The organism is Phascolarctobacterium sp. (assembly GCF_045124115.1).
Taxonomy (GTDB): Bacteria; Bacillota; Negativicutes; order Acidaminococcales; family Acidaminococcaceae; genus Phascolarctobacterium_A.
In genome coordinates this window covers 34,046-58,502 of sequence record NZ_JBGVLF010000014.1, presented here as the reverse complement: position 1 = coordinate 58,502, position 24,457 = coordinate 34,046, and the positions used below count along the sequence as shown (strand labels likewise).

25 protein-coding genes are annotated in these 24,457 nt (G+C 45.1%); 23 read left to right on the top strand and 2 right to left on the bottom strand.

Going from position 1 to position 24,457, the window contains the following annotated elements:
• The first annotated feature begins 7 nt into the window (after positions 1 to 7).
• The 9 genes from hfq to ACJMM4_RS01770 all read left to right on the top strand — a co-directional run bounded on the left by hfq (position 8) and on the right by ACJMM4_RS01770 (position 7,272).
• On the top strand, positions 8 to 256 hold the full coding sequence (hfq, locus tag ACJMM4_RS01810) for an RNA chaperone Hfq (protein ID WP_405379540.1): 249 nt from the start codon (positions 8 to 10) through the stop codon (positions 254 to 256).
• 48 nt (positions 257 to 304) lie between these two features.
• The gene (xerD, locus tag ACJMM4_RS01805) at positions 305 to 1,198 is read left to right on the top strand and encodes a site-specific tyrosine recombinase XerD (RefSeq protein WP_405382818.1); all 894 of its coding nucleotides are present in this window, start codon (positions 305 to 307) and stop codon (positions 1,196 to 1,198) included.
• 30 nt (positions 1,199 to 1,228) lie between these two features.
• A complete protein-coding gene (locus tag ACJMM4_RS01800) occupies positions 1,229 to 2,494 on the top strand; it encodes a divergent polysaccharide deacetylase family protein (RefSeq protein ID WP_405382816.1) in 1,266 nt (421 codons plus the stop codon).
• 14 nt (positions 2,495 to 2,508) lie between these two features.
• Positions 2,509 to 3,750 (top strand): aminotransferase class III-fold pyridoxal phosphate-dependent enzyme, encoded by a 1,242-nt coding sequence (locus ACJMM4_RS01795; RefSeq protein ID WP_405382814.1) that lies wholly within the window; start codon positions 2,509 to 2,511, stop codon positions 3,748 to 3,750.
• A 22-nt stretch (positions 3,751 to 3,772) separates the two neighbouring features.
• The gene (locus ACJMM4_RS01790) at positions 3,773 to 4,207 is read left to right on the top strand and encodes a type II toxin-antitoxin system RatA family toxin (RefSeq protein ID WP_405379536.1); all 435 of its coding nucleotides are present in this window, start codon (positions 3,773 to 3,775) and stop codon (positions 4,205 to 4,207) included.
• A gap of 54 nt (positions 4,208 to 4,261) precedes the next feature.
• Positions 4,262 to 5,101, top strand: coding sequence for a zinc metalloprotease HtpX (gene htpX, locus ACJMM4_RS01785; RefSeq protein WP_405379535.1), 840 nt, complete (start codon positions 4,262 to 4,264; stop codon positions 5,099 to 5,101).
• A 54-nt stretch (positions 5,102 to 5,155) separates the two neighbouring features.
• Positions 5,156 to 6,220, top strand: a complete 1,065-nt coding sequence (locus ACJMM4_RS01780) for a M42 family metallopeptidase (protein WP_405379585.1) — start codon at positions 5,156 to 5,158, stop codon at positions 6,218 to 6,220.
• Between the two features lie 70 nt (positions 6,221 to 6,290).
• Positions 6,291 to 6,704 carry a nucleoside-diphosphate kinase gene (gene ndk / locus ACJMM4_RS01775; RefSeq protein WP_405379584.1) on the top strand — a complete coding sequence of 138 codons (414 nt, stop codon included), beginning with the start codon at positions 6,291 to 6,293 and terminating at the stop codon, positions 6,702 to 6,704.
• Positions 6,705 to 6,759: 55 nt separating this feature from the next.
• Positions 6,760 to 7,272, top strand: coding sequence for a cob(I)yrinic acid a,c-diamide adenosyltransferase (locus ACJMM4_RS01770; RefSeq protein ID WP_405379534.1), 513 nt, complete (start codon positions 6,760 to 6,762; stop codon positions 7,270 to 7,272).
• A 313-nt stretch (positions 7,273 to 7,585) separates the two neighbouring features.
• Here the strand turns inward: ACJMM4_RS01770 and ACJMM4_RS01765 are convergent, their stop codons facing one another.
• Complete coding sequence (locus tag ACJMM4_RS01765) at positions 7,586 to 8,026, bottom strand: MerR family transcriptional regulator (protein ID WP_405379533.1); 441 nt, start codon at positions 8,024 to 8,026, stop codon at positions 7,586 to 7,588.
• Between the two features lie 128 nt (positions 8,027 to 8,154).
• Here ACJMM4_RS01765 and ACJMM4_RS01760 point away from each other — a divergent pair, with 128 nt between their 5' ends.
• From ACJMM4_RS01760 to ACJMM4_RS01750, 3 genes are all read left to right on the top strand, one after another.
• On the top strand, positions 8,155 to 8,883 hold the full coding sequence (locus ACJMM4_RS01760) for a dihydrofolate reductase family protein (RefSeq protein ID WP_405379532.1): 729 nt from the start codon (positions 8,155 to 8,157) through the stop codon (positions 8,881 to 8,883).
• A gap of 16 nt (positions 8,884 to 8,899) precedes the next feature.
• Positions 8,900 to 9,766 (top strand): aldo/keto reductase, encoded by an 867-nt coding sequence (locus ACJMM4_RS01755; protein ID WP_405379531.1) that lies wholly within the window; start codon positions 8,900 to 8,902, stop codon positions 9,764 to 9,766.
• Between the two features lie 279 nt (positions 9,767 to 10,045).
• A complete protein-coding gene (locus ACJMM4_RS01750; protein WP_405379530.1) occupies positions 10,046 to 11,029 on the top strand; it encodes a ComEC/Rec2 family competence protein in 984 nt (327 codons plus the stop codon).
• A 221-nt stretch (positions 11,030 to 11,250) separates the two neighbouring features.
• Here the strand turns inward: ACJMM4_RS01750 and ACJMM4_RS01745 are convergent, their stop codons facing one another.
• Entirely contained in the window at positions 11,251 to 12,075 is an 825-nt protein-coding gene (locus tag ACJMM4_RS01745; RefSeq protein WP_405382812.1) for a transglycosylase domain-containing protein, read from the bottom strand.
• A gap of 183 nt (positions 12,076 to 12,258) precedes the next feature.
• Here ACJMM4_RS01745 and ACJMM4_RS01740 point away from each other — a divergent pair, with 183 nt between their 5' ends.
• The 11 genes from ACJMM4_RS01740 to ACJMM4_RS01690 all read left to right on the top strand — a co-directional run bounded on the left by ACJMM4_RS01740 (position 12,259) and on the right by ACJMM4_RS01690 (position 24,381).
• Positions 12,259 to 12,894 carry a hypothetical protein gene (locus ACJMM4_RS01740; RefSeq protein ID WP_405382810.1) on the top strand — a complete coding sequence of 212 codons (636 nt, stop codon included), beginning with the start codon at positions 12,259 to 12,261 and terminating at the stop codon, positions 12,892 to 12,894.
• A 281-nt stretch (positions 12,895 to 13,175) separates the two neighbouring features.
• Positions 13,176 to 14,210, top strand: coding sequence for an N-acetyl-gamma-glutamyl-phosphate reductase (gene argC / locus ACJMM4_RS01735; RefSeq protein ID WP_405379527.1), 1,035 nt, complete (start codon positions 13,176 to 13,178; stop codon positions 14,208 to 14,210).
• A gap of 21 nt (positions 14,211 to 14,231) precedes the next feature.
• Positions 14,232 to 15,437: a bifunctional glutamate N-acetyltransferase/amino-acid acetyltransferase ArgJ gene (gene argJ, locus ACJMM4_RS01730; RefSeq protein WP_405379526.1), complete on the top strand. Its 1,206-nt coding sequence runs from the start codon at positions 14,232 to 14,234 to the stop codon at positions 15,435 to 15,437.
• A 106-nt stretch (positions 15,438 to 15,543) separates the two neighbouring features.
• A complete protein-coding gene (gene argB / locus ACJMM4_RS01725; protein WP_405382808.1) occupies positions 15,544 to 16,434 on the top strand; it encodes an acetylglutamate kinase in 891 nt (296 codons plus the stop codon).
• Between the two features lie 29 nt (positions 16,435 to 16,463).
• Positions 16,464 to 17,654: an aspartate aminotransferase family protein gene (locus ACJMM4_RS01720; RefSeq protein ID WP_405379524.1), complete on the top strand. Its 1,191-nt coding sequence runs from the start codon at positions 16,464 to 16,466 to the stop codon at positions 17,652 to 17,654.
• Between the two features lie 20 nt (positions 17,655 to 17,674).
• Complete coding sequence (argF, locus tag ACJMM4_RS01715) at positions 17,675 to 18,616, top strand: ornithine carbamoyltransferase (RefSeq protein WP_405379523.1); 942 nt, start codon at positions 17,675 to 17,677, stop codon at positions 18,614 to 18,616.
• 123 nt (positions 18,617 to 18,739) lie between these two features.
• Positions 18,740 to 19,960 (top strand): argininosuccinate synthase, encoded by a 1,221-nt coding sequence (locus tag ACJMM4_RS01710; protein WP_405379522.1) that lies wholly within the window; start codon positions 18,740 to 18,742, stop codon positions 19,958 to 19,960.
• Entirely contained in the window at positions 19,960 to 21,372 is a 1,413-nt protein-coding gene (gene argH, locus ACJMM4_RS01705) for an argininosuccinate lyase (protein WP_405382806.1), read from the top strand. Before ACJMM4_RS01710 ends, argH begins: the two co-directional genes overlap by 1 nt.
• A gap of 167 nt (positions 21,373 to 21,539) precedes the next feature.
• A complete protein-coding gene (locus ACJMM4_RS01700; protein WP_405382804.1) occupies positions 21,540 to 22,547 on the top strand; it encodes an exo-alpha-sialidase in 1,008 nt (335 codons plus the stop codon).
• A gap of 29 nt (positions 22,548 to 22,576) precedes the next feature.
• Positions 22,577 to 23,545: a tripartite tricarboxylate transporter substrate binding protein gene (locus ACJMM4_RS01695; protein WP_405379519.1), complete on the top strand. Its 969-nt coding sequence runs from the start codon at positions 22,577 to 22,579 to the stop codon at positions 23,543 to 23,545.
• A gap of 161 nt (positions 23,546 to 23,706) precedes the next feature.
• Positions 23,707 to 24,381 (top strand): Crp/Fnr family transcriptional regulator, encoded by a 675-nt coding sequence (locus ACJMM4_RS01690; RefSeq protein WP_405379518.1) that lies wholly within the window; start codon positions 23,707 to 23,709, stop codon positions 24,379 to 24,381.
• Positions 24,382 to 24,457: the final 76 nt, after the last annotated feature.

Below are 24,457 nucleotides of genomic sequence, written 5' to 3'. Positions count from 1 at the left end.
GATTTATATGACTAACTGTGCGAAACCCGCAATGAACTTGCAGGACAGTTTCCTCAACCATGTACGCAAAGAAAATTTAGGCGTTATCATCTATCTGATGAATGGTTTCCAAATCCGTGGTTTGGTGCGCGGCTTTGATAATTTTACAGTGATTATTGAGAACGAAGGGAAGCAGCAGCTGGTGTACAAGCACGCCATCTCAACTATTTCTCCGGCCACCAATATCACCATTATGCAACCTGAGAAAAAGGATTAAGGGACTAAGAAAAACGGCGCTGCGGCGTTGTTTTTCTTTTTTGTGAATATGTTTGACTACTTATCTTTGTTCCAAGAATATTTGCTGGTGGAGCTAGGGCTTGCTGATAACACTCGGGTTGCCTACCTACGGGATCTGCGGTTGCTGATGAAGGCTTTAGGCTTAAAGGAAAGCGAAGAACTGCTGCAGGTGAACAGAAGGCAGCTTTTGAGCTATTTAGTGCAGCTCAAGCAGTCCGGTAAGCGCAGTTCTACGGTAGCACGCAAATTGGCATCTATTAAGGCATTTTACCGCTTTCTAACGGGGGAACGCTACATTCGTCGCGATCCTGCCGCTGTGCTGGAGGCGTCGCAGAAGGGTTTGCATTTGCCTAAGGTTTTGAGCATCCAAGAGGTGGAGCTGCTTTTAGACCAGCCTAATTTGGGTACCATTGACGGTTATCGTGACAAGACTATGCTGGAAACCCTTTATGCTACAGGTATGCGTGTGTCGGAACTGGTGAGTCTTCCTGTAAAAAATGTGGATTTAAAGAGGGAATACTTAATCGTTATGGGCAAAGGCTCCAAGGAGCGGATGCTGCCTTTGGGTAGAACGGCACTGCGGTATTTGGAGCATTATCTGAATGTGGTACGTCCGCAGCTATTACATGGCAAGCCGGATTCTGCTAAGGAACTTTTTGTGACCGGTTGGGGTGGTGCTATGACGCGTCAACGTGTTAATGAAATTATTGATGCTTATGGCAAGTCTGCAGGCATTGCAAAAAAAATTACACCTCATATGCTGCGTCATTCCTTTGCTACCCATTTGCTTAATAATGGGACGGATTTGCGTGTGGTCCAGGAGCTTTTGGGGCACGCAGATATTTCTACAACCCAAATTTATACCCATTTGGATGTGGCGCGCTTGCGCGAAGTTTACGATAAAGCTCATCCTCGGGCGTGAGTTGCATTTTATGATGAATGAGGAGTTTGTATGGCAACACGAAGAAGAAGGAAAAAATCTTCAGGCAGTAAATATGCTGTCTTGGTTTTAATAGCAATTATTACTCTTTTGGCGGTGGCTTGCGGTATGTTTTATGCTAATGGCCGCAGTAAGAAGGACGTAGGGGACACCAAGGGGAGCACTCCTAAGGAAGTAAGTCTGTTGGATGAATCTATTGAGGCGCAACGCTTGGTGGATACCATCCTGTTGCAGAAGGATAATTGGCAGCTGATCGAAAACGACCACGGCAAGAAAAGCGTGGAAGTGGAAGAATCAGGAGCCAAGGTACAGATTAATCAACGTAATTTGGCAGTGGGCGTGCCTAATAGCACTAGCTTGACAGGTGCAGGCGCTTGGCTGCAGGAAAAAGTAGAAAAGGCCGGACTGGAATATATTTCCGGGGAAATGGGCAAATATAAAAAGTGGGATGCTTTTATTGCTAAGGTTGGCGTAAAGGTAAAAGCTGGCGATGGTAGCAAGGAATTTGTTACGGATACCATTACCTTCTTCCATAACGGCAATTTGAAAAAGGCAGATAAGGATGTAAAGGATTTGCCGGAAGAACCTGTGGCAGAGCCGGAGGTCAGGCAATACAAAGGCAAGATAGCAATCGTTATTGATGACTGCGGTGCAGATATGGCGTCCGTCCGTACCTTGTTGAATACAGGGCTGCCTTTTAGTTATGCAATTCTGCCGGACAAAGCGTTTAGCAGTGATGTGTTGGAAATGGTCAAAAGCAAGGGGCGCGTGCCCATGCTGCATCTGCCCATGGAGCCCTTGAGCAAGAGCGCTATGAGCGAAGGTTCCCGCACTGTTCTCGTGAGTCAAAGCGCAGCGCAAAAGCAGGCTATGGTGCGTAAGGCATTACAAGGACTGCCAGGTGTTGTAGGTGTCAATAATCATCAAGGTTCTCGTGCTACCGCAGATAAGGCGACCATGAAGGCGGTACTGCAGGTGCTGAAAAATGAGGGGTTATTCTTCGTAGATAGCAGAACCAATTCTGCATCTGTAGCTAGGGATATGGCCAAGGATATGGGCGTTAATACTGCACGCAATGATATTTTCCTCGATAACAGCACTAATGTGGAAGAAATTCGGCGTCAAATCTACAAAGCTTTTGCTTTGGCAGAGAAAAATGGCAGTGCTATTGCTATATGCCATGCCCGTACTAATACTGCCAAATGTTGGCAGCAGTACGCAGCAGAATTTAAGAAAACAGGCATTACCTTTGTTCCTGTAACAGATTTATTATACTAAGGGAGATTTTGCAGATGTACGTTGAAGAAACTATTAACAAATATGAAAAATACATCAATCCTGCTCAAGCAAAGTTATTCCGTTTCATGGGCTTGGACAGTGTAGAAGCGGAAGCTAGTGGCTGGATCATTAAGGACAGCAACGGTAAAGAGTTTATTGACTGCTTAGGCGGTTATGGTATGTTTGCTTTAGGCCATCGCCATCCTAAGGTTGTGGAGGCAGTGGAACAAGCACTGCACACTATGCCTATGTGCGGCAAGGTGCTGTTCAATCGGCAAATGGCAGATTTGGCAGAGGCTTTGGCAGACATTACTCCAGGTGCTTTGCAGTACAGTTTCTTCGTAAACAGTGGTACCGAGGCCGTAGAAGGCTGTCTCAAGGTAGCACGCTTAGCAACTAAGCGTACTAATTTTGTAGCTGCGAAGAACGCTTTCCATGGTAAAACCATGGGCAGCCTCACTGCTACCGGTCGTGATTTGTACCGCGATCCCTTTAAACCTTTGCTCAGCGGGTTTACCCATGTAGAATATGGTGATGCTGATGCTTTGGCTGCTGCTGTTGATGAAAACACTGCTGCCGTAATTTTGGAGCCCATTCAAGGCGAAGGCGGCATCATCGTGCCTCCTGCAGGCTACCTTGCTAAAGCAAAGGAAATCTGCCAAGCTAAGGGTGCACTGCTAATTGCAGACGAAGTGCAGACAGGTATGGGACGCACCGGCAAATGGTTTGGCGTTGACCACGAAGGCGTGGAGCCTGATTTGATGGCTTGCGCTAAAGCTTTGGGTGGTGGCGTAATGCCCATTGGCGCTATTATCGGTACTCCCGATGCTTGGAAGGGCTTGATTGAAGCTCCCTTCCTGCACACTTCTACTTTTGGCGGCAACCAATTGGCATGTGCAGCAGGTGTGGCTGCTATTAAAGTTATGAAGGAAGAAAACCTGCTGGAGCGTGGTAGCGAAGCAGGTGCTTACCTGAAGGCTGGCTTGGAAAAAATCGCTGCCGAATTCCCCAGCGTTATTACGGAAGTACGCGGTCGCGGCATGATGATTGGTATTGAGCTTACTAAGGAAGGCGCCGGTGGTATGCTTATGAGCTTAATGATTATGAAGAATATTATCGTTGCCTATACTTTGAACAATCCTAAGGTTATTCGTATGGAACCGCCTCTAATTATGCCCAAGGAAGTAATCGACCACGTATTGGAAGCATTCCGTGATGCAGTTGCGCAAACTGCGGATGTAATCGAAGATCTGTAATTGGAATAAAGGAGAATGTACCATGCCTTATGTAGAAAGTAAGATTAATATTAAAGGCCAAGGCCAAAAAATTTATGACATTATTAAAGATATGGCTGCTTACCCCAGCTTTATGAAAGATTTGGTAAGCGTGGAAATTTTGGAACGCGGCGACAACTATACTGTTTCCCACTGGGTAAGTAATGTAGATGGTCGGAAAATCGTATGGACTGAACGCGACACCTTCTATCCTGATGATTTGAAGATTACCTATGCTCAAACCGATGGCGATTTGAAAAAAATGGAAGGTCAGTGGATTATCCAACCTCAAGGCGAGGAGTGCGAAGTAAGCTTAGTAGTGGACTTTGAATTTGGTATTCCGATGATTGCAGGGTTGTTGAACCCCATTTTAAAGAAAAAAGTTCGTGAAAACAGTGAAAATATGTTGTCTGCCATAAAAGAGCAAATTGAAAAATAAGGTATCTCTTGATATAATTATAAGAGTTAGTTTTATTGAGGAGGATTTACTTTAATGAAGACAGCTTTGTTAATGGCTTTAATGACCATGCTGTTGATGGTTATCGGTGATTATTTCGGTGGCCTGCAAGGCATGACCATGATGCTTATTTTTGGTGTGGCTATGAACTTCTTCACCTATTGGAACAGTGACAAGATGGTTTTGGCACACTATAACGCTAAGCAAGTAGATAAACGTACTGCCCCTGAGCTTTACGGTATCGTGGAAGATTTGGCGAAGAAGGCGCAAATCCCCATGCCGAAAGTATATATCATTAACAGCCCTGTGCCTAATGCTTTTGCTACCGGTCGTAATCCGGAGCACGCTGCTGTTGCCGTAAACACTGCGTTGGCAGATATTTTGGATCGTGATGAGCTGGCAGGCGTACTTGCCCATGAATTAAGCCACGTTAAGCATCGCGATATCTTGATCAGCACCGTTGCTGCCTCTATGGCAGGTGCTATTTCCACCATTGCTCAATGGGGCATGTTCTTTGGCGGCGGTCGCGATGAAAACGGCGAAAGCCGTAATCCTATCGCTACTATTTTGGTGATGATTTTGGCGCCCATGGCTGCAGGCTTGATCCAAATGGCAGTTTCTCGTTCCCGCGAATTTATGGCGGATAAAAGCGGTGGCGAAATTTGCGGTAAGCCCGATGCTTTGGCAGATGCTTTACTGAAGATTGAAGCTTTTGCTAAACGCCGCGTTATGCCCGGTGCTACGGAAGCAACTGCCCATATGTTTATTATCAATCCCTTCTCCGGTGCTAATATGAAACAACTTTTCAGCACCCATCCGCCTACAGCGGAACGTGTACGTTTGCTCCGCGAGCAAGCTAAAGCAATGGGTAGATAATTATTGCAATAAGAGGAGATGATTCCCTTGAAAAAGAAAGAAAAGCTGGAAAAAATGGAATGGCTGCGCAGATTTTCTGAAACCTGCGGTGTATCCGGTTTTGAAGGCCGTATGAAAGAATTGATGAAAGAACGTCTGGCTAATTTTAAGGATGTATCCTATGATAAATTGGGTAGCGTTGTTTTCACTAAAAAAGCTGATGAGGCTGACGCACCTAAGATTATGTTGGCCAGCCACATGGATGAAATCGGTTTCTTGGTAAAATACATTACCAAAGAAGGTTTCCTGCGTTTCACCTGCTTAGGCGGTTGGTGGGAGCAAGTAATGCTCAGCCAACGTGTTATTGTGCATGGCTCCAAAGGCGATATCGTGGGCGTAATTGGCAGCAAGCCGCCTCACATCCTGCCTCCGGAAGAACGCACCAAAGTTGTGCAAAAGCGCGATATGTATATTGATATCGGTGCTACCAGCGCTGAAGATGCCCGTAAGCTGGGCGTATTTGAAGGCTGCCCCGTTACTCCTGACGTAAGGGTTGCAGCTATGGGCGATGGCAAAACCTTAGTTGGTAAAGCCTGGGATAACCGTATTGGCTGCGCAGTTATGGCCGATGTTATGGATAATGTCTTGGAAAGCGGCAGCCCCAACACTGTTTATGGCGTTGCTACCGTACAAGAGGAGGTTGGCCTCCGCGGTGCGCAAACCAGCGCTAACCTGCTGAATCCTGACATTGCTTTTGTTTTAGATACCTGCGTTGCCGGTGGTACTCCCGGCGTAGCAGATGATATTGCTCCTGCTGTAATTGGCAAAGGTATTGCTATTACCGTTTTTGACGCTAGCATGATTCCTAACACTGCTTTGCGTGATTTCGCTTTTGAAACTGCGAAAGAAATTGGTGTGCCTACCCAAATCAGCATTAGCGAAGGCGGCGGTACCGATGGCGGACGCATTCATCTGTCCGGCAGCGGTGTTCTGACCTTGACCTTCAGCGTACCCACCCGCTATATCCACAGCCATCAATCCGTAATCCACATGGACGACTATCTTGGTGCTGTAAAGCTGATTACCGCTATGGTACAAAAACTGGATAAGGCAAAATATATGGAACTGTTATCTAAATAGGGCTTCTTTAGAAGTTTCTATTATAGTATAAAATTATTTTATTAGATTTAAGGAGAGATTACCAATGGCAATTGAACAAACCCTCGTACTCGTAAAACCTGACGGAGTAAAGAAAAACCTGATCGGCGACATCATCGCTCGTTTCGAACACAAAGGCCTGCAAGTTGCAGCTCTGAAACTGGTTAAAGTTTCCGAAGCTCAAGCTAAATTCCACTATGCTGAACATGAAGGCAAACCCTTCTTCGGCGAACTGGTTGACTTCATCACCGGCGCTCCTCTGGTTTGCGCAGTAATCCGTGGCGAAAACGCTATTAAAGCTGTTCGTCAACTGAACGGCGCTACCAACCCGCTGGAAGCTGTTCCCGGCTCCATCCGTGGCGACTTCGCTCTGAGCATCGGCGAAAACATCGTTCATGGTTCCGATTCCCCGGAAGCTGCTGAACGCGAAATCAACAACTTCTTCTCCGCTGAAGAAATCTACTAATTTTTTAGTAAAACCACACTCTCACGTCCATCAATTTTTGAAAGGATGATGTAGAATGAAAAAAGCTGCTGTTTACACCCGTACCGGTGATAAAGGCACTACCGGTCTGTACACCGGTGAACGTGTTCCTAAACAATCCCTGCGTGTAGAAGCATACGGTACTGTGGATGAAATTACTTCCGCTTTGGGCCTGGCTCGTGCTAATGCTACTCGCGAAGACGTTAAGGAAACCATTTTCAACGTACAAAAACTGCTCATGTCCATTATGGCTGATGTTGCCAGCCTTAATCTGCCTGAGCCTTACATCAAGGAAGACCACGTAAAACTGTTTGAAAGCACCATTGACAAGTTCGATGCTATGCTGCAACCTTTGAACCACTTCATCATTCCCGGTGATACTGTGGCTTCTGCAGCTTTAGACATTGCCCGCACTACTACTCGTCGTGCAGAACGCTGCCTGCTGCGTTTGGCTGAAACTGAAGAAGTTAACCCCAACGTACTGGTATGCTTGAACCGTTTGTCTGATTTGTGCTTCATTTTAGGTCGTGTAGAATCCGAAGTAAAATAAGTCTCAGTTTGGACTACGCTAAAAATTAAGACGGCTGACCCGTTTGGGTCGGCCGTCTTTTATTAATGTGTCGGGAATGACATATTTCTTACTAGTGTAAGTCCAGTCACGGGTAGTTATAGCCACGTGCTATGTTTGAACAATGGCAAGCCTCAAAGTTTTAGGAATGAACACAGCTAGCCGACCAGGATTAGTCGACCCGCGGTAGCTTGTAAAGGATGAAATCCTAACAGTTTGCCGTATACGAGACTCATACGTATGGTGCAATGAGAGGTACGGAGAATTTAGGTTCTCTCATCTACTTTATTCCTGCTTATTCTTTATGTGCATTTTCATACGCTTCCCGTATGCCATCTGGCAAGCGGTCGGGAATCAACGCTCTTATTCTATCCTCATTGCCGTCCTGAATTGCATGTTCGTAGTACCAGCATTTGTATTTCAGCATATCCAGCGCTCGATTCAAGTGTGCGATTTCTGCTTCAACACTCTGCTTTTGCTGTTCAAGCAGCTCCTTGCGTTGAGTATAAGTAGCTACACCTTCCACACACCAATTCATAAAACGCTTGATGTCCTTGATTTCAAGTCCGGACTTTTTCAGGCACTCAATGACCCTGAGTGCTTCAATTTCTGTTTCGCTGAATTTACGAATTCCGGATTCCCGTACCATGCGGGGAAAAAGCCCCTGCTTATCGTAGTACCGAAGCGTAGAGATGGGCAAACCAAACATCTGCGATACTTGTCCTATTGTGTACATAAAAACCTCCTGAAAATTTTCAAAAAGCACTTGACCTAAAGTTAGGTTTACGTATTATGATGAGTATAGCAAAAAAGGAAAAACAATTCAAGATTAGTTTTTCAAAAACATCACTCGGAGGTATCACAATGAACAAACCATATATTGTCTGCCATATGTCTGTTTCTATTGACGGAAAAATCACAGGAGAATATGCAGATTCTTCCTTGACGGAAGGCGCATATAAAGATTACGAAATTATCAATCGCTTCTATGCTCCGCAAGCTTGGGTTAATGGGCGAATTACTGTCGATGAAAATTTCACTTTCTATAAAAAACCGAACCTGAAAGCACCTGCTGAACCGATCCTTTATACCGATTTTATCGCTGTACAAGACGCAGCGAACTATATCGTTGCGGTTGACCCGCATGGGAAATTAGGCTGGGAGAAAAACTATGTGGAGTATTCCGGTCGTCCTAAAGCTTTTGTGATAGAGGCGCTTACCCAAAAGGTATCAGAGGAATATCTGGCATTCTTAAGAGAAATGCAGATTTCCTATATTTTTGTCGGGAAAGATGAAGTTGACTGTAAGATTCTTGTTCAAAAGTTGAAAGAATTGTTCCATATCGAAACGCTGAAGGTATCAGGTGGAGGCATATTGAACTGGTCTTTCGCAGAGGCAGGGTTGATTGATGAAGTCAGTATTGTTATGGCACCTGTTGCTGATGGTAATTCCAATACTCCGACAATATTTGAAAGACTGGGCGCTCCGTTGAAGCAATGTGTTGGCTTTAAAGTAAAAAGTGCAGAAGTAACAGAAAACGGATGTGTATGGCTTCGCTTTGTTGCGGATACAAATGAAGATGACGATGAATAAGAACGGGGGAAACGTAATGTTAAATGAAACATATGTATTGAGCAACGGTGTTCATATTCCGAAACTCGGACTCGGAACTTGGTTTATTGCTAATGACAAGGTTGCAGATGCTGTAAAAAGCGCTGTAGCAATGGGTTATCGTCATATTGATACTGCACAAGCCTATGGCAATGAAGAAGGCATCGGCATCGGTATCAAAGAATGCGGTGTTCCAAGAGAGCAGCTTTTTATTACCAGTAAAGTTGCGGCAGAACACAAAACCTATGAAGCGGCTGCGAAGTCGATAGATGAAAGCCTTAGCAAAATGGGGCTTTCTTATTTGGATATGATGATTATTCATAGCCCACAGCCTTGGGTAGAAGTAAATCAGTCAGAAAACAGATATTTTGAGGAAAACCGTCAGGTCTGGAAAGTCCTTGAGGATGCGCTGCAAGCTGGAAAGGTTAGGGCGATTGGTGTATCAAATTTCTTACAACAGGACATTGACAGTCTTTTGGAAACAGCAACCGTAAACCCCATGCTAAATCAGGTGCTTTGCCACATTTCCAATACCCCTCTTTCGTTAATAGATTACTGTCAAAAACAGGGCATTGCAGTGGAAGCATATTCTCCGGTTGCACACGGAGAAGCTTTAAAAAATCCCCAAATTAAAGAGATTGCAGAAAAATATAGTGTGACGATTCCACAGCTTTGTATTCGATATGACATACAGCTCGGTACAATCGTGATTCCGAAAACTGCGAACCCGGAGCATATGCGTACAAATGCTGAATTAAATTTTGTTATCTCTGATGAGGATATGGAAATCTTGAAAGACATTCCTAAAATCAAGGATTATGGGGAATATAGTCATTTTCCTGTGTATGGTGGAAAAAAGAAATAAATCAAAACAACATTTGCTCTGAAAGATAAAAATTAAAAGAAAAATAGGAATGAAAACAGCGGGCCGACTAGCTTTAGTCGGCCCGCTAGCATACTGCCTTGGGTAGGTTGTAAAGTATAAACTGCTAACAATTCGCCGTCTACGAGACTCGTACGTACGGTGCAATGATAGGTACGAAGGACATTACGTTCTCCCGTCTACTCCATCGTTCGCAAAATATGTTATAATAGTAATAAAATATGGTAGTCTGGACTACGGAATCCTGCGGAGGCAGTATGTATGCGTAGAGTAAAACTTGTTTGTCAAATGCTGGTGGCTTTTTTAGTGGCCATGTTTGCGTACAATCTAATATATGAACCCCACCAAGAGCAGGTGCGGGCTGCCGTGCAGAGCAATCTGCCAAAAGTGCAGCAAATGGCAGGTCTGGAGGGTAAAAACAGCAATTCTGTGCCTGATGGCAAGCTGCGAATTACAGTTCTCGATGTAGGCCAGGGCGAATCCATACTGTTGCAGGATGGTAAGCGCAATGTGCTAGTAGATGTGGGTGACAACCACAAAGATGAATATGGTAAAGGCGGACGAGATGCCTACGTTGCTGCTTTAGAGCGTGCAGGCGTAACTACTAAAGACCGCATTCACACAGTCATCATTACCCACCACCACGGGGACCACCTGGGCAATATAAAATGGACTGCAGGCAAATATCGTGTCAATACTATGTACGATAATGGCTATGCCAATACTAAAAGTAACAATTCCCAATGGCTCAATACGGAACTGCGGGCAGGACATTATCATGGTCGTGCTTTAAAGGCAGGGGACAGAGTGGATTTGGGCAAAGGGTACTATCTGGAAGTGCTTTCTCCGGGATCTTTTATTCCCCAAAAGGCATTGAAAAATTTGAACAATACCAGTTTAGTGATGATGCTGCATTATGGTAATTTCAAAATGCTGCTGACAGGTGACGCGGAAGCTCCTGTGGAGGATGTGCTGCAGCAGCGTTACGGCGATGCTTTGAAAGCAGATGTGCTGAAGGCAGGTCATCATGGCAGCAAGACTTCTTCTATTTATAAATTTATTAGTAAAGTGCGTCCTAAGTATGCATTGATTAGCTGTGGCGATTTTAATATTTATCATCATCCTAGCAAGAATGTTGTTGGTAGTTTGCAGCATTTAGGTGCGAAGGTTTACACAACTTATGAGCATGGCAATTTAGTCGTTACTACGGACGGGAAGGACTTTAACGTTAAAACAGAGAGATAAATATACGGATATACAGAGCAACGCCTATATTTTGTGCTCACACGCGATTTCTTAACGCTTACTTCTTGCGGTATCACAACGAAGATTCGCGGCCAACCCTGTTCCCAAAACAAGGTACTGTCGGTTTTGCTTCACTTCGGTGATACTAAGCACTCGCAAGCTAAAATCGCAATGATTCGCACTAAAATATAGGCGTTGCTCATTCTTGTATACGTTGCTTTTTACATTACGCCGCCATTAGTTAGGTAAACGGGGGCGTTTTTTGCTTCTGCCAGTTGGGCTTGGTTAATCATGCCATATTTATGCATGGCGGCGAGGACTAGGAGCTGGCGCTTTTTACAGTCTTTAGGATTTTCTAAAGGGTTGAGGGCGCTGGGAGCGTAGGGCAGGGAGGCAATGACTGCTGCTTCTGCTAGGGTAAGGGCGGAAGGCGCTTTGCCGAAGTATTTGTTGCAGGCTGCTTTGATACCATTGGCACCGGCGCCGAAATAGGTGGTATTTAAATACAGCTCTAAAATTTCGTCCTTACTGTAGTTATCCTCTAACATTAGGGATAAAATAGCTTCCTCAATTTTGCGCTCCATACTTTGCTCGTGGGTGAGAAAAACATTTTTTACGAACTGCTGGGTAAGGGTGCTACCGCCTTGGACTACTTCGCCGGCACTAATGTTGACCAGCATAGCGCGAATAACGCCTTCGGCAGCAATGGCGCCATGGTTGTAGAAATCGTGATCCTCAATTGCTATTAGCGCTTTAGGGATGTCTTGGTTCATAGCTTTTAGCGGAGTCCAGTCAGGGTGTTGGCGGATGGGATCAATCACTTCGTCCATATTGAAAGCGATGTAGAATTTCTGCATGGGAGAAGGCCATTCTTCTCTAGGGGGTAAAAGGGCGGTAAAGATGGCCATAGCTGCAGATTTTTCATGTTTATTAATTTTTTGTTCCTGCTTTTGCTCAGGGCTTGTAGGCGTGGGTTTGTCATTCAAACTGTCATAGCCGACCATACCTGCAAAAATCAGTAGTGCCATTAGCAATGTTTTTATCATAAGCATACCTCGCTTGTATTTTCTTTTCTCTATTGTATCAAGAATAGCTTGTTTTGGCAAAGTAAAATGGTTGTTTAGCTAAACATGTTGTCAGGCTCATATATTATTGATATAATGAAAGAAAACAGTTAGTAGGTCCGCGGAGACTTACAAATATGATATTCTTTACGAGGATGGTGTAAAATGAGAAAGCTAGTATTATTTATTCTTACGATGTGCATGGTTTGCATAAGCGCTGTAGCCATGGCAGAAAAACCTTATAAACATCCCCAATATAATTTTACCAATGTGCGTCAAATTATTGTTACTGATATTGATAGTCGCGAGGGAAGAGTTACTAGAAAATTCTTTTCTGATGAAGCAGCAGAAGAAAAAATGATGGGTGCTATTTTTGATGCAGCAGGCCGCCAAAATCTGATTGTTGAGGATGCACGCAGTTATGGCAAACCCGATGCAGAAGGTGTTCCCAGACATTTTCCCACTAAGCTGGAAATGAAAGTAGTCATCAATAACTTTGGCTATTATAATGAAACTACTCCAGGCCATTATGAAACACGTTACAGAAACCAAACTGTTTATTATTATGATAATATGGGCGTGCGTCGCAGCAGAACCGAAAGCGTGCCTTATGAAGTTTGGATTGAACCGGAAACCTATAATGTGGCTAAGTTGAATGCTTCCTATAGCTTGTATGATATAGAAAGCGGGGAATTGGTTGCGTCCATGACCGCCAACCGCGATCGTAGCTACGAGTCCGATGCTACAGGTATGGCAAACCGTTCCGTTCGTGATTTCTTCCAAAAAGTTTTAAAAAAATAATATTTTATAATATGAAGAGGAACTGTTAGACGGTTCCTCTTTTTGTATGCTAAAACGTGGAGTGGGTTAACTGGTTATAGTTGTGAAACTATGATTACATCAGTTAAAAGTAACTGCTTTAGTGATTTAAAACAACGTGACAAACGAGGCGTAAAGTAGTACAATAAGTATAATAAAATGGTGAAGTGTTTCTTGCACTTTTTCTAGAAAAATTTCTAGAAAGACTTGAAACATTATGTATTATAGATGTATAATTATCAAATATATAAAGGAGGATGGATATGAAAGCAAGTGTTATCGGTGCTACCGGTTATGCGGGGGTGGAACTTCTACGTCTGTTAGACGGGCATCCTGAAGCGGAGATTGCCGCTATTACGTCCGAAAGCAGCACAGGCGAAGCCATTGCCGCTATGTATCCCCATTTGGCAGGCCGCATTGAAAAGAACCTGACTTCCATGCAGGATATTGAGGCTATTGCCGCAGACAGTGATGTTATTTTTATCGCCCTGCCCCACGGCCACGCCATGAAAATTGGCAAAAAATTGCGAGGCAGCAATACTAAGATTATTGATTTAGGCGGAGACTATAGATTTAAGGATTACCGTGTTTTTGAAGAATGGTATAAGGTGAAGCATGAAGATCCGGAAGCACAAGCTGTTTACGGTTTGACAGAGCTTTATCGTGACAAGGTGGCTGGTGCCAAATTGGTTGCTAACCCCGGCTGCTATACTACCTGCAGCATTTTGGCTATGGTGCCTCTCTTGAAGTACGATTTGATTGAACATCAAGGAATTATCGTTGATGCTAAAAGCGGTACTACGGGTGCAGGCCGCAGCTTGAAGGCAGGCAGCCTTTATTGCAGCGTTAATGAAAGCTTTAAAGCTTATGGTGTTGCTTCCCATCGCCATACTCCGGAAATCGAGCAGGTTTACAGCGAATTTGCCGGTGAGCCTGTCGTAATCCAATTTACACCGCACCTGTTGCCTGTGGACAGGGGCATTCTTGCTACCTGTTATGCACAGTTGAAGGAAGGCGTAACCGACGGGCAGATTGAAGAAGCTTACCAGGCTATGTATGGCAAAGAATTTTTCATCCGTCTGCGTGGCAAAGGCGGGTGTCCTGAGCTGAAGAATGTACGTGCATCCAACTATGTGGACTTAGGTTGGCAAACCGATAAACGTACAGGCCGCGTTATTGTTATGAATTGCATTGACAATTTGGTGAAGGGTGCTGCAGGTCAAGCTGTACAGAACATGAATGTCATGTTCGGCATAGACGAAACTGCGGGCTTACGTGCTCTGCCCATTGTTCCTTAATATCCTAGAGGGGGAATAATTATGAAGAAAATTGAAGGCTGGGTAACTGCTCCCCAAGGCTTCGTCGCTGCCGGTGTCAAAGCAGGCATCAAGGCTAGCGGCAACCATGACGTGGCAGTTATTTACAGCACTGCGCCTGCTGCTTGCGGCGCTGTATTTACCCAAAATAAAATGTGCGCTGCTCCCGTTTTGGTTAGCCGTGAAGTAAATACTCATGGCTACGCCCAAGCGATTGCTGTTAACAGCGGTTGCGCTAACGCCTGCACCGGTGAACAGGGCCTTGCAGACGCTAAAAAAATGCAGGCTCATACTGCCGAGCTGCTTGGCATTAAACCGGAAGAAGTATTTGTTTGCTCCACCGGTGTTATTGGTCAATTCCTGCCCATGGATAAGCTGCTGACAGGTATTGCGGATGCAGTTGATTCCTTGGACGAATGTGAAGGCGAAAGCTGCGCTATGGCAATCCAAACCACGGATACCTTTATTAAACGTGCTGCTTACGAAACTGAAATTGGCGGTAAAACCGTTAAGTTTGCAGGCATTGCTAAAGGTGCAGGCATGATTCATCCCAACATGGCTACCATGCTGACCTTTATTACTACTGACGCTGCCATTGCTCCCGATGTGTTGAAACGTGCTGTTAAAGCTGCTGCTGATAAATCTTTCAACATGGTTGTTGTTGACGGCGACACCAGCACTAACGACAGCATGATTGTTCTGGCTAACGGTTTGGCAGAAAATGAAATTATTCTGTCCGAGGAACATCCTGACTATCCTGCTTTCTTTGAAGCTTTGGTTGCTTGTGCTACGGATTTGGCGAAATTGATTGCCCATGACGGCGAAGGCGCAACCAAGTTCTTGGAAGTAAATGTAGTGGGTGCTGCTACTTGGGCAGATGCTAAAACTGCGGCAATGGCCATTGCCAAATCTCCGTTGGTTAAAACTGCTTTCTTTGGCGAAGACCCCAACTGGGGACGTATTGTTTGTGCTGCCGGTTACAGCGGTGCAGAGATGAACGCTGAAAAAGTTAACTTGGAAATCGGCGGTATTCGTTTGGTAGAAAACGGTATGAACTGCAATGTACCTGCAGAAAAATTGGCGCCTACCATGAGCCAGCATGATATTTCCATGACTATCGATCTGGCTGCAGGCGAGGAAAGCGCAACTGTGTGGACCTGTGACTTCAGCTATGAATATGTAAAAATCAATGGTGAATACCATACCTAAAATTTTGCTTAAAGAAAATTATGACTCTCTGCTACATCCCTATATTTTACTTTGATTTACAAAGCAGAGAGTTGGCAATTATAAAAATACAAGGGAGGATTTAGTTATGTTAATGACTGACAAACAAGTTGATACTTTGATGGAGGCTCTGCCGTATTTGAGCGATTTTAAAGACAAGACCATTGTAGTTAAATATGGTGGCAATGCTATGCTCAACGACGAACTGAAAAACAAAGTTCTGCAAGATATCGTTTTCCTGAAATGTGCAGGCATGCGCCCTGTTGTAGTACATGGCGGCGGCCCGGAAATTACCCGTGTGCTGATCCAAGCAGGCAAAAAGAGCGAATTCGTAAGCGGTCTGCGTGTAACTGATGCTGAATCCGTTGGCATTGCAGAAATGGCTTTGGTTGGCAAAATCAACACTGATTTGGTAGCACGTCTGAACACTTTGGGCGCTAAAGCTGTTGGCCTTAACGGCAAAGACGCAAAATTGATTCAAGCTAAAAAACATTTGGCTGACGTATATGAAAACGGTGAAGTTAACCTGGTTGATATTGGTTATGTTGGTAATGTTGAACACATCAACACCGAATTGATTGAATGCCTGCTGAACAATGGCTTTATCCCTGTTATCGCTCCTACCGGCGTAGGCGCTCAAGGCGAAACCTACAACATCAATGCCGACAGCGTAGCAGGCGAAATCGCAGGCGCTCTGAAAGCAGAAAAACTGCTGGTTCTCACAGACGTTCGCGGCATCTACTCCGACTATCGCGATGAAAGCAGCTTTATCTCCACTTTGACTTTTGAAAAAGCACAAGAACTGATTATCCGTGGCAATATTGACGGCGGTATGATTCCTAAAGTTCGTGCTTGCATCACTGCTCTGTCCGGTGGCGCTAAAAAGACCCACATTATCGACGGCCGTGCCGAACACACCATCTTGATGGAAATCTTCAGCGATAAAGGCGTTGGCACCGAAGTTGTCAAAGAACTGTAATTTTTGACATAACGGGAGTTGATTGCACAATGGATAAGAAAACTGTTATTGAACAGACTGAAAAATATTATCTGCCTGTTTTCGGTAGATACCAAATGGTTATGGATCATGGCCAGGGCTGCCGCGTGTACGACAACGAAGGTAATGAGTACATTGATGCCTTTGCCGGCATTGCTGTCAACTCCCTAGGCTATAATCATCCTGTACTGGTAAAGGCTATTGCTGACCAAGCTGCTAAGATTATGCATTGCTCCAACCTGTACTATACTGAAATCCAAGCTAAAGCCTTGCGCCTTGTTGCAGAAGCTACAGGCATGGATCGCATTTTCTTTGCTAACTGCGGTGCAGAAGCCAACGAAGGCGCTATGAAGTTGGCTCGTAAGTACGGTGTTAGCAAATCTCCTACTAAGTACAAAATTGTTTCCGCACAAGAATCTTTCCACGGCCGTACTTTCGATACTTTGGCTGCTACAGGCCATGATTACTATCATGTAGGCTATGGCCCTTTGAGTCCGGGCCACGTATTGGTAGATTATGCAGATATCGATGCTTTGGAAGCAGTTATGGACGAAGACGTTTGCGCTGTACTCTTGGAGCCCATCCAAGGTGAGGGCGGCGTCCATGTTCCTAGTGACGAGTATCTGCAAAAAGTACGCGCCCTGTGCGACAAATATGATGCTTTGCTGATTTTTGACGAAGTACAGACTGGTGTAGCCCGTACCGGCAAATGGTTCGGCTACATGCTCAGCGGTGTAAAGCCCGATGTGCTGACCTTCGCCAAAGGCATTGGCGGTGGCTTCCCTGTAGCAGGTTTTGCAGTGCCTGAGCGTTTGGCTCACGTATTCAAACCCGGCGATCATGGCGGCACGTTTGGTGGCAACCCCTTGGCTTGCGCAGCAGTATATGCAACATTGGCAACCATTAAGTCCGAAAACTTAGTCGATAAAGTTGCGGAAAAGGGCGCTTATTTTATCGGCGAGTTGCAAAAACTGCAGGCAAAATATCCTGCTATTGTGAAAGAAGTTCGCGGTAAAGGTTTAATCTTAGGCATGGAGCTGACCTGTGAAGGTCGTCCTGTTGTAGAGCATTGCTTGGCAGATAAAGTAATCGTTAACTGCACTGCCGGTACTGTTATCCGTATCGTACCGCCGCTGATTATCAATAAAGAAGAAATTGACATGGTAGTTGCCGCTCTGGATAGAGCTTTGGCTGCCCTGTGATGAAAATGAGGGAATAAGAAATGGGTTTAAGACATAAGGATTTAATTTCCATCCATGATTTAACAGTAGGTGAAGTTGCTACTATTCTTGATGTAGCTAAAAAACTGAAACGTAAACAAAAACAAGGCGAACCCCATCAATATTTGAAGGGCAAAACCTTGGCAATGCTGTTCTCCAAAGCTTCCACCCGTACCAGAACTTCTTTTGAAGTCGGTTTCTGGCAATTGGGCGGCCATCCTATTTATTTAAGCGATGCTGCTTCCCAGATTGGTCGTGGCGAGCCCATCCGTGACACTGCCCGCGTGCTGTCCCGTATGGTTGATGGTATCATGATCCGTACCTTCTCCCATGATTCTGTAATTGAGCTGGCTAAATATGCAAGCGTACCCGTTATCAACGGTCTGACCGACCTGCTGCATCCCTGCCAAGCTTTGACCGATATGTTCACCATCCAAGAACATATGGAAGTTTTAAAAGGTCGTAAGCTGGTGTATGTAGGCGATGGCAACAACATGGCTCACTCCTTGATGTTTGCTTGCGCTAAAGTTGGCATGAACATGGTTTGCGCTAGCCCTAAAGGCTACCAACCCAATCCGGAAGTGCTGCGTGAAGCCCAAGAAGACGCTGTTCAAACCGGCTGCACCATTACTGTAGAGGAAGATTTGTTCAAGGCTGCTAAAGGTGCAGACGTACTCTACACCGACGTATGGACCAGCATGGGCGAAGAAGCAGAACGCGATATTCGTTTCAAAGCTCTGCATAATTATCAAATCAACCAAGCATTGGTGGAGACTGCCCGTCCCGAGTGCATCGTACTCCACTGCCTGCCTGCCCACCGCGGTGAAGAAATCACCGAGGAGGTATTGGAAGGACCTCACTCCGTAGTTTTTGATCAGGCTGAAAACCGTCTCCATGTGCAAAAGGCTATTATGGCATTGCTCATGAGCGAAGAAGTTCTGTAAAAAATTTTGTATACATAATCATAAACTATTGGATTATACATTGAAAAGTGTTATAATACAAGAAGTTTGCAAGATTATTCAATTGAATAGGAAAATTATTCAATTATTAGGAGGCTTTTGATAATGAAAAAAGAAGATATCAAGAAAGTAGTTCTCGCTTATTCCGGCGGTCTGGATACATCCGTAATCATCCCCTGGCTGAAAGAGCACTATAATAACTGCGAAGTTATTGCCGCTTGTGCAGACTTAGGTCAAGGTGATGAACTGAACCCGGTTCATGATAAAGCTATCAAAACCGGTGCTAGCAAATGCTACATCCTGGACCTGAAAGAAGAATTCATTAGCGACTATGTATGGCCCACTGTTAAAGCCGGTGCTGTATATGAAAAGAAATACCTGCTGGGTACCTCCTTCGCACGTCCTTTGATTGCGAAAAAATTAGTTGAAATTGCTGAAGCTGAAGGCGCTGACGCTATTGCTCACGGTGCAACAGGTAAAGGCAACGACCAAGTTCGTTTCGAACTGTCCGTTAAAGCTCTGAATCCTGACCTGGCAATCATCGCTCCTTGGCGTGAATGGGAACTGCGTTCTCGTGACCAAGAAATCGACTACGCTGCAGCACACAACATTCCTATTCCTGTATCCCATGACCATGACTATTCCATGGACCGCAACATGTGGCATCTGTCCCATGAAGGTTCCGACTTGGAAGATCCTTGGAATGCACCTAAAGATGAACTGTTCATCGTAACCAATATCCCTGAAAAAGCTCCGGACAAACCGGAATATGTAGAACTGGAATATGTTGAAGGTGTTCCTGTTTCTGTAAACGGTGAAAAGCTGAGCCCGGCTAAACTGGTTGAAAAGCTGAACGAAATCGGTATCCGCAATGCTGTTGGTATTACCGATATGGTTGAAGACCGTCTGGTTGGTATGAAATCCCGTGGTGTTTATGAAAACCCCGCAGGCGCAATCATCTACTTCGGCCACAATGATCTGGAAAACCTGTGCTTGGATCGTGCAACCCAATCCTTCAAACAACAAGTTTCCATCCGCTACTCTGAACTGGTATATGATGGCATGTGGTTCAGCCCCCTGCGTGAGGCTCTGGACGGCTTCGTAAACGAAACCCAAAAAACTGTTACCGGTACTGTTCGCATGAAACTGTACAAAGGCAACATCTACAGCGCAGGCGTAAAATCCCCGTACTCCCTGTACAGCAAAGAGTATGTAACCTTCGGCGAAGACGAAGTTTACAACCAAGCTGATGCAACCGGTTTCATCAACCTGTTCGGCTTGCCGCTGCAAGTTCGTGCTATGATGAAGAAAGGCACCTTGAAATAATGGCTAAGCTTTGGGGCGGTCGTTTTAGTAAGAATACTAATGAATTAGTGGACGCATTTAATGCGTCCATTGATTTTGATAAGCGTCTTTATCACGAGGATATTCGCGGTAGCATTGCCCATGCGCGTATGCTGGCGAAATGCGGTATCATTCCGGCAGAAGACGGGGAGAAAATCATTGCCGGATTGAAGACCATCCTTGCGGATATTGAAGCAGGTAACTTCTCTTTTGAAGTTGCATTAGAAGATATCCATATGAACGTGGAAGCACGTCTGACCGAGCGTATCGGCAGTGCAGGTGCTCGCTTGCACACTGCCCGCAGCCGTAACGACCAGGTTGCGCTGGATATGCATATGTATATGAAACGCGAAGTTGCGGAAATTGCAGAGCTGCTCTTGCGCTTTGAAGAAGCGCTGCTGACTGTAGCCAAAAAGCATGACAAAACTCTCATGCCGGGCTATACTCATCTGCAACGTGCGCAGCCCATTACTTTCTGCCACCATCTGTTAGCATATTTCAATATGCTGCAGCGCGACTTCCGCCGTCTGCTGGGCGTATGGGAAGGCGCGGACATGATGCCCTTGGGTGCTGGCGCAATTGCAGGCACTACTTTCCCCATTGACCGTTTTATGGTTGCTGAGGAATTGAACTTTGGCAAGGTTTATGCCAATAGCATGGACGCAGTCAGCGACCGTGACTATGTTATTGAATTCCTATCCTTTGCTGCTACCCTCATGATGCACATGAGCCGTCTTAGCGAAGAAATCTGCCTATGGAGCAGCACGGAGTTTGGCTTTGTGGAGCTGGATGATGCTTTTGCAACAGGTTCCTCCATGATGCCGCAAAAGAAAAACCCGGATATTTCCGAATTAGTTCGTGGCAAGACCGGTCGTGTCTATGGTCATCTGATGGCTATGCTGACCACTGCCAAAGGTTTGCCCTTGACCTACAACAAGGATTTGCAAGAGGACAAGGAAGGGTTCTTCGACGCTATTGACACCATTAAATTTACTTTGGCAGTTTATCGGGATATGATTCTGACCATGACTGTCAATGTGGACAAAATGGCGCAAGCAGTTGCTCATGACTTCTCCAATGCTACTGACTTGGCAGACTACTTGGTACGTAAAGGCCTGCCTTTCCGCCAAGCACATGAAGTCGTTGGCAAATGTGTTGCTTATGCTATTAGTCAAAACAAGTTCCTGCCTGAAATTCCCATTGGGGAATACAAGCAGTTCTCCGATTTGTTTGAAGAGGATTTGCTGGTAGCTCTCGACCCTGCTAACTGTGTAGAAGCACGTCGCTCCTATGGTGGTCCTGCTTTCTCTGAAAACGAAAAGCAATTGGCTATGGGTGACGAAATTTTGGCAGTACAGCAAGCGAAATTGGCAGAGCTGCAAGCTAAGCTTTAATTTTTGAAAAATATACGAGACCGGAAACAGAGTCCATCTGTAGCCGGTCTCGTTTTTTGTGCATTTCTTCAAAAAGTATTCACATAAATGTTTACGCTTTTTGTTATATATGGTACAATAAATATGTTATTAGAATTGGAATTTTATGAATTCTTGAGGATGTAGTTATGCAAAAAGACTTGCTGATGAATAAATTGCCAACGGCTTTCTGTCACGCTTCCACCGTATGCGTACTTCGTGATGGTGGGGTGCTGTGCTGCTGGTTTGGCGGTACCCATGAAGGAGAGGCTGATGTTGCCATTTATGGCAGCCGTTACAGCCACGGACGGTGGAGTGAACCTGCCAAGCTGGCGGACGGAGCAGAGGCCAACTGGAACCCTGTGCTTTTCTACCGCAATGACGGCGTGCTGCAATTGTTCTACAAGGAGGGACAGCAGATTGCTTCTTGGCGAACCTTGGTCATGCTTTCTGATGATGACGGTAGAACTTGGTCCACACCTGCGGAATTGGTACAAGGGGATGCTAGCGGTGGACGTGGCCCTGTGCGCAACAAACCTGTGCGCTTGGCTAGCGGTCGCGTGCTGGCGGGGGCTTCTACGGAACATGGCATTTGGCAGGCTTTTGCGGACATTAGCGATGATGACGGCGTAACTTGGCGCAAGTCCGCACCTGTAGTTATTGCAGGCTTGGAATATGCGGCAGGGGAACGGACAGCAGATAGCGATATTGCAGTGAGCCAGCAGTCTTTCTACGGCAGGGGCGTCATCCAGCCCAGCCTGTGGCAAAGTGCTGATAAAAGCGTGCACATGCTCTTGCGCTCCAGCGAGGGGCATGTTTATCGCAGCGACAGTAAGGACGAGGGCGTAACTTGGTGTGCTGCCTATCCCTTGGAAATGCCCAACAACAACAGCGGTCTGGATTTGGTGCGTACAGATGACGGTGCTATTTATCTAGTGTGCAATCCTGTAGCTGCCAATTGGGGTATGCGTTCTCCCTTGACTTTGTTCAAATCTACGGACGAAGGCGCAACTTGGCAAAAGCTGTTGGACTTGGAGACGGAGCCCGGGGAATTTTCTTATCCTGCGATTATTGCTCATGACGGTGTAATTTACATCACCTATACCCACAATAGGCAGAATATTGCCTGTGTGCGGATTCCCATTGTTAATATATAATTTATATATTATAAAAGGAGGCAATTTTAATGAAAAAGATTTTAGTAGTCCTCATGGCTATGCTGGCCATGGCTGTTATGCTGACCGGTTGCGGTGGCGACAGCAAAAAAGCAGCTTATCCTGCTGACGGTGATATTTCCGTAATCATTCCGAAAGCTCCCGGTGGCGGTACCGACACCTCTGCTCGTGGCGTAATCCAATTTATGGAAAAAGAGCTGAAAGGCAGCAAGTTCGTTCCTGTTAACAAACCCGATGGCGGCGGTGTTACCGGCATGGTAGAAACTGCTAATGCTAAAGCTGATGGCCATACCTTGGGCATGGTAACTGTTGAATTGGCAATGTTCCCCCACCAAGGCAAATGCAAAAACACTTATAAAGATTACGCAGCCATCTGCGCACCTATCGCAGCTCCTGCAGCTTTAATCGTTCCTAAAGAAGCTCCTTACAACTCTGTTGACGAGTTCGTTGCTTATGCTAAAGCTAACCCCGGCAAAGTTAAAATGGGTAACTCCGGTGTAGGCGCTATTTGGCACATTGCTGCACTGTCCTTTGAAGAAAAATTCGGCGTACAATTCAAACACGTTCCTTATCCGAAAGGATCTGCAGATATCGCTGCAGCACTGGCTGGCAAGCACATTGATGCAACTTTGGCTGATCCTTCAGTATTCAAGAGCCAAGTTGACGCTGGCAACCTGAAGATTTTGGCTATCATGGCTGCAAGCCGTAGCGAAATCTATCCTAACGTTCCTACCTTTAAAGAACTTGGTCACAATATGACTGTTCGCGCATGGGCTGCTCTGGTTGCTCCTAAAAACACTCCGAAAGAAAAATTGGATGTACTGCGCGCAGCTGCTAAAAAGGTTTGCGAATCCAAAGAATTCAAAGATTATTTCATGAAACAAGGTATCGATCCTACTTGCATCATTGGTGAAGAAGCTGATAAGATGATGGCTGAAGACCATGCAATGTACGAAAAATTCCTGAAAAAAGCAAAATAAGCTGACTTTCCTAGACCCGGTCGTAAGATCGGGTCTATTTTTCTGTTGCATACGCAACAAACTTACAAAACTACTTAAAAAACTTACAAAACTTTACTTAACCCCATAATTTTGCCATAATTAAATTAGAAAGATTAGTTAGGCAAAAGGTGGTGGACGTTATGCCGACCAAAATGTATGAACCGCGTTACGAAGAAATCTCTCTTTTTGCAGGTTTGGACAGAAATGAGATTAACGAAATTCTGCAGTTGTTCCGAGGGAGCATAAAGTATTATCCTAAAAATGACTATATTTATTTAGCAGGCGATTGTGTGGAAAATCTGTGCGTTGTCTTGGAAGGCTCCGTACAAATGCTCAAAGAGGATGCTTGGGGCGAAAAATCCATTATCGCTAATTTAGAAGAAGGGGCAGTTTTTGCGGAAAACTTTCTAGGTAAATTGGGCGACCGCAGTAGCGTTAGTTATTTTGCTGCCAGCAACACGCGTATTTTAATGCTACCAATAGGTCGTGATTATTACGACAGTTTGGGAAATTGTTATGCAGTACAAAAGCTGCTGTGCAATATTGTAGGCGCTTTGGCGGATAATAATACGCGCTTGTTAGAGAAAAATGAGATTTTGTGCCAAAAAACCTTGCGTAGTAAGATTATGGCGTATTTGGAACAGGAAGCACGATATAGTGGCAGCAACCATTTTACTATTCCCTTCAATAGAACTGATTTAGCAAATTATCTTGATGCGGATAGAAGCGCGTTGACTAGGGAATTGGGCAGAATGCGTGACGAAGGTATAATTGCTTTTGAAAAGAATACCTTTACCATTGCTCACGCTTCGTAGCGCTATGGTCGTCGCAGTAGTAGTGGTTGTCGATTAAGTTAGCTCTGATAAACAAAAAGAGGCTGGGACATATATA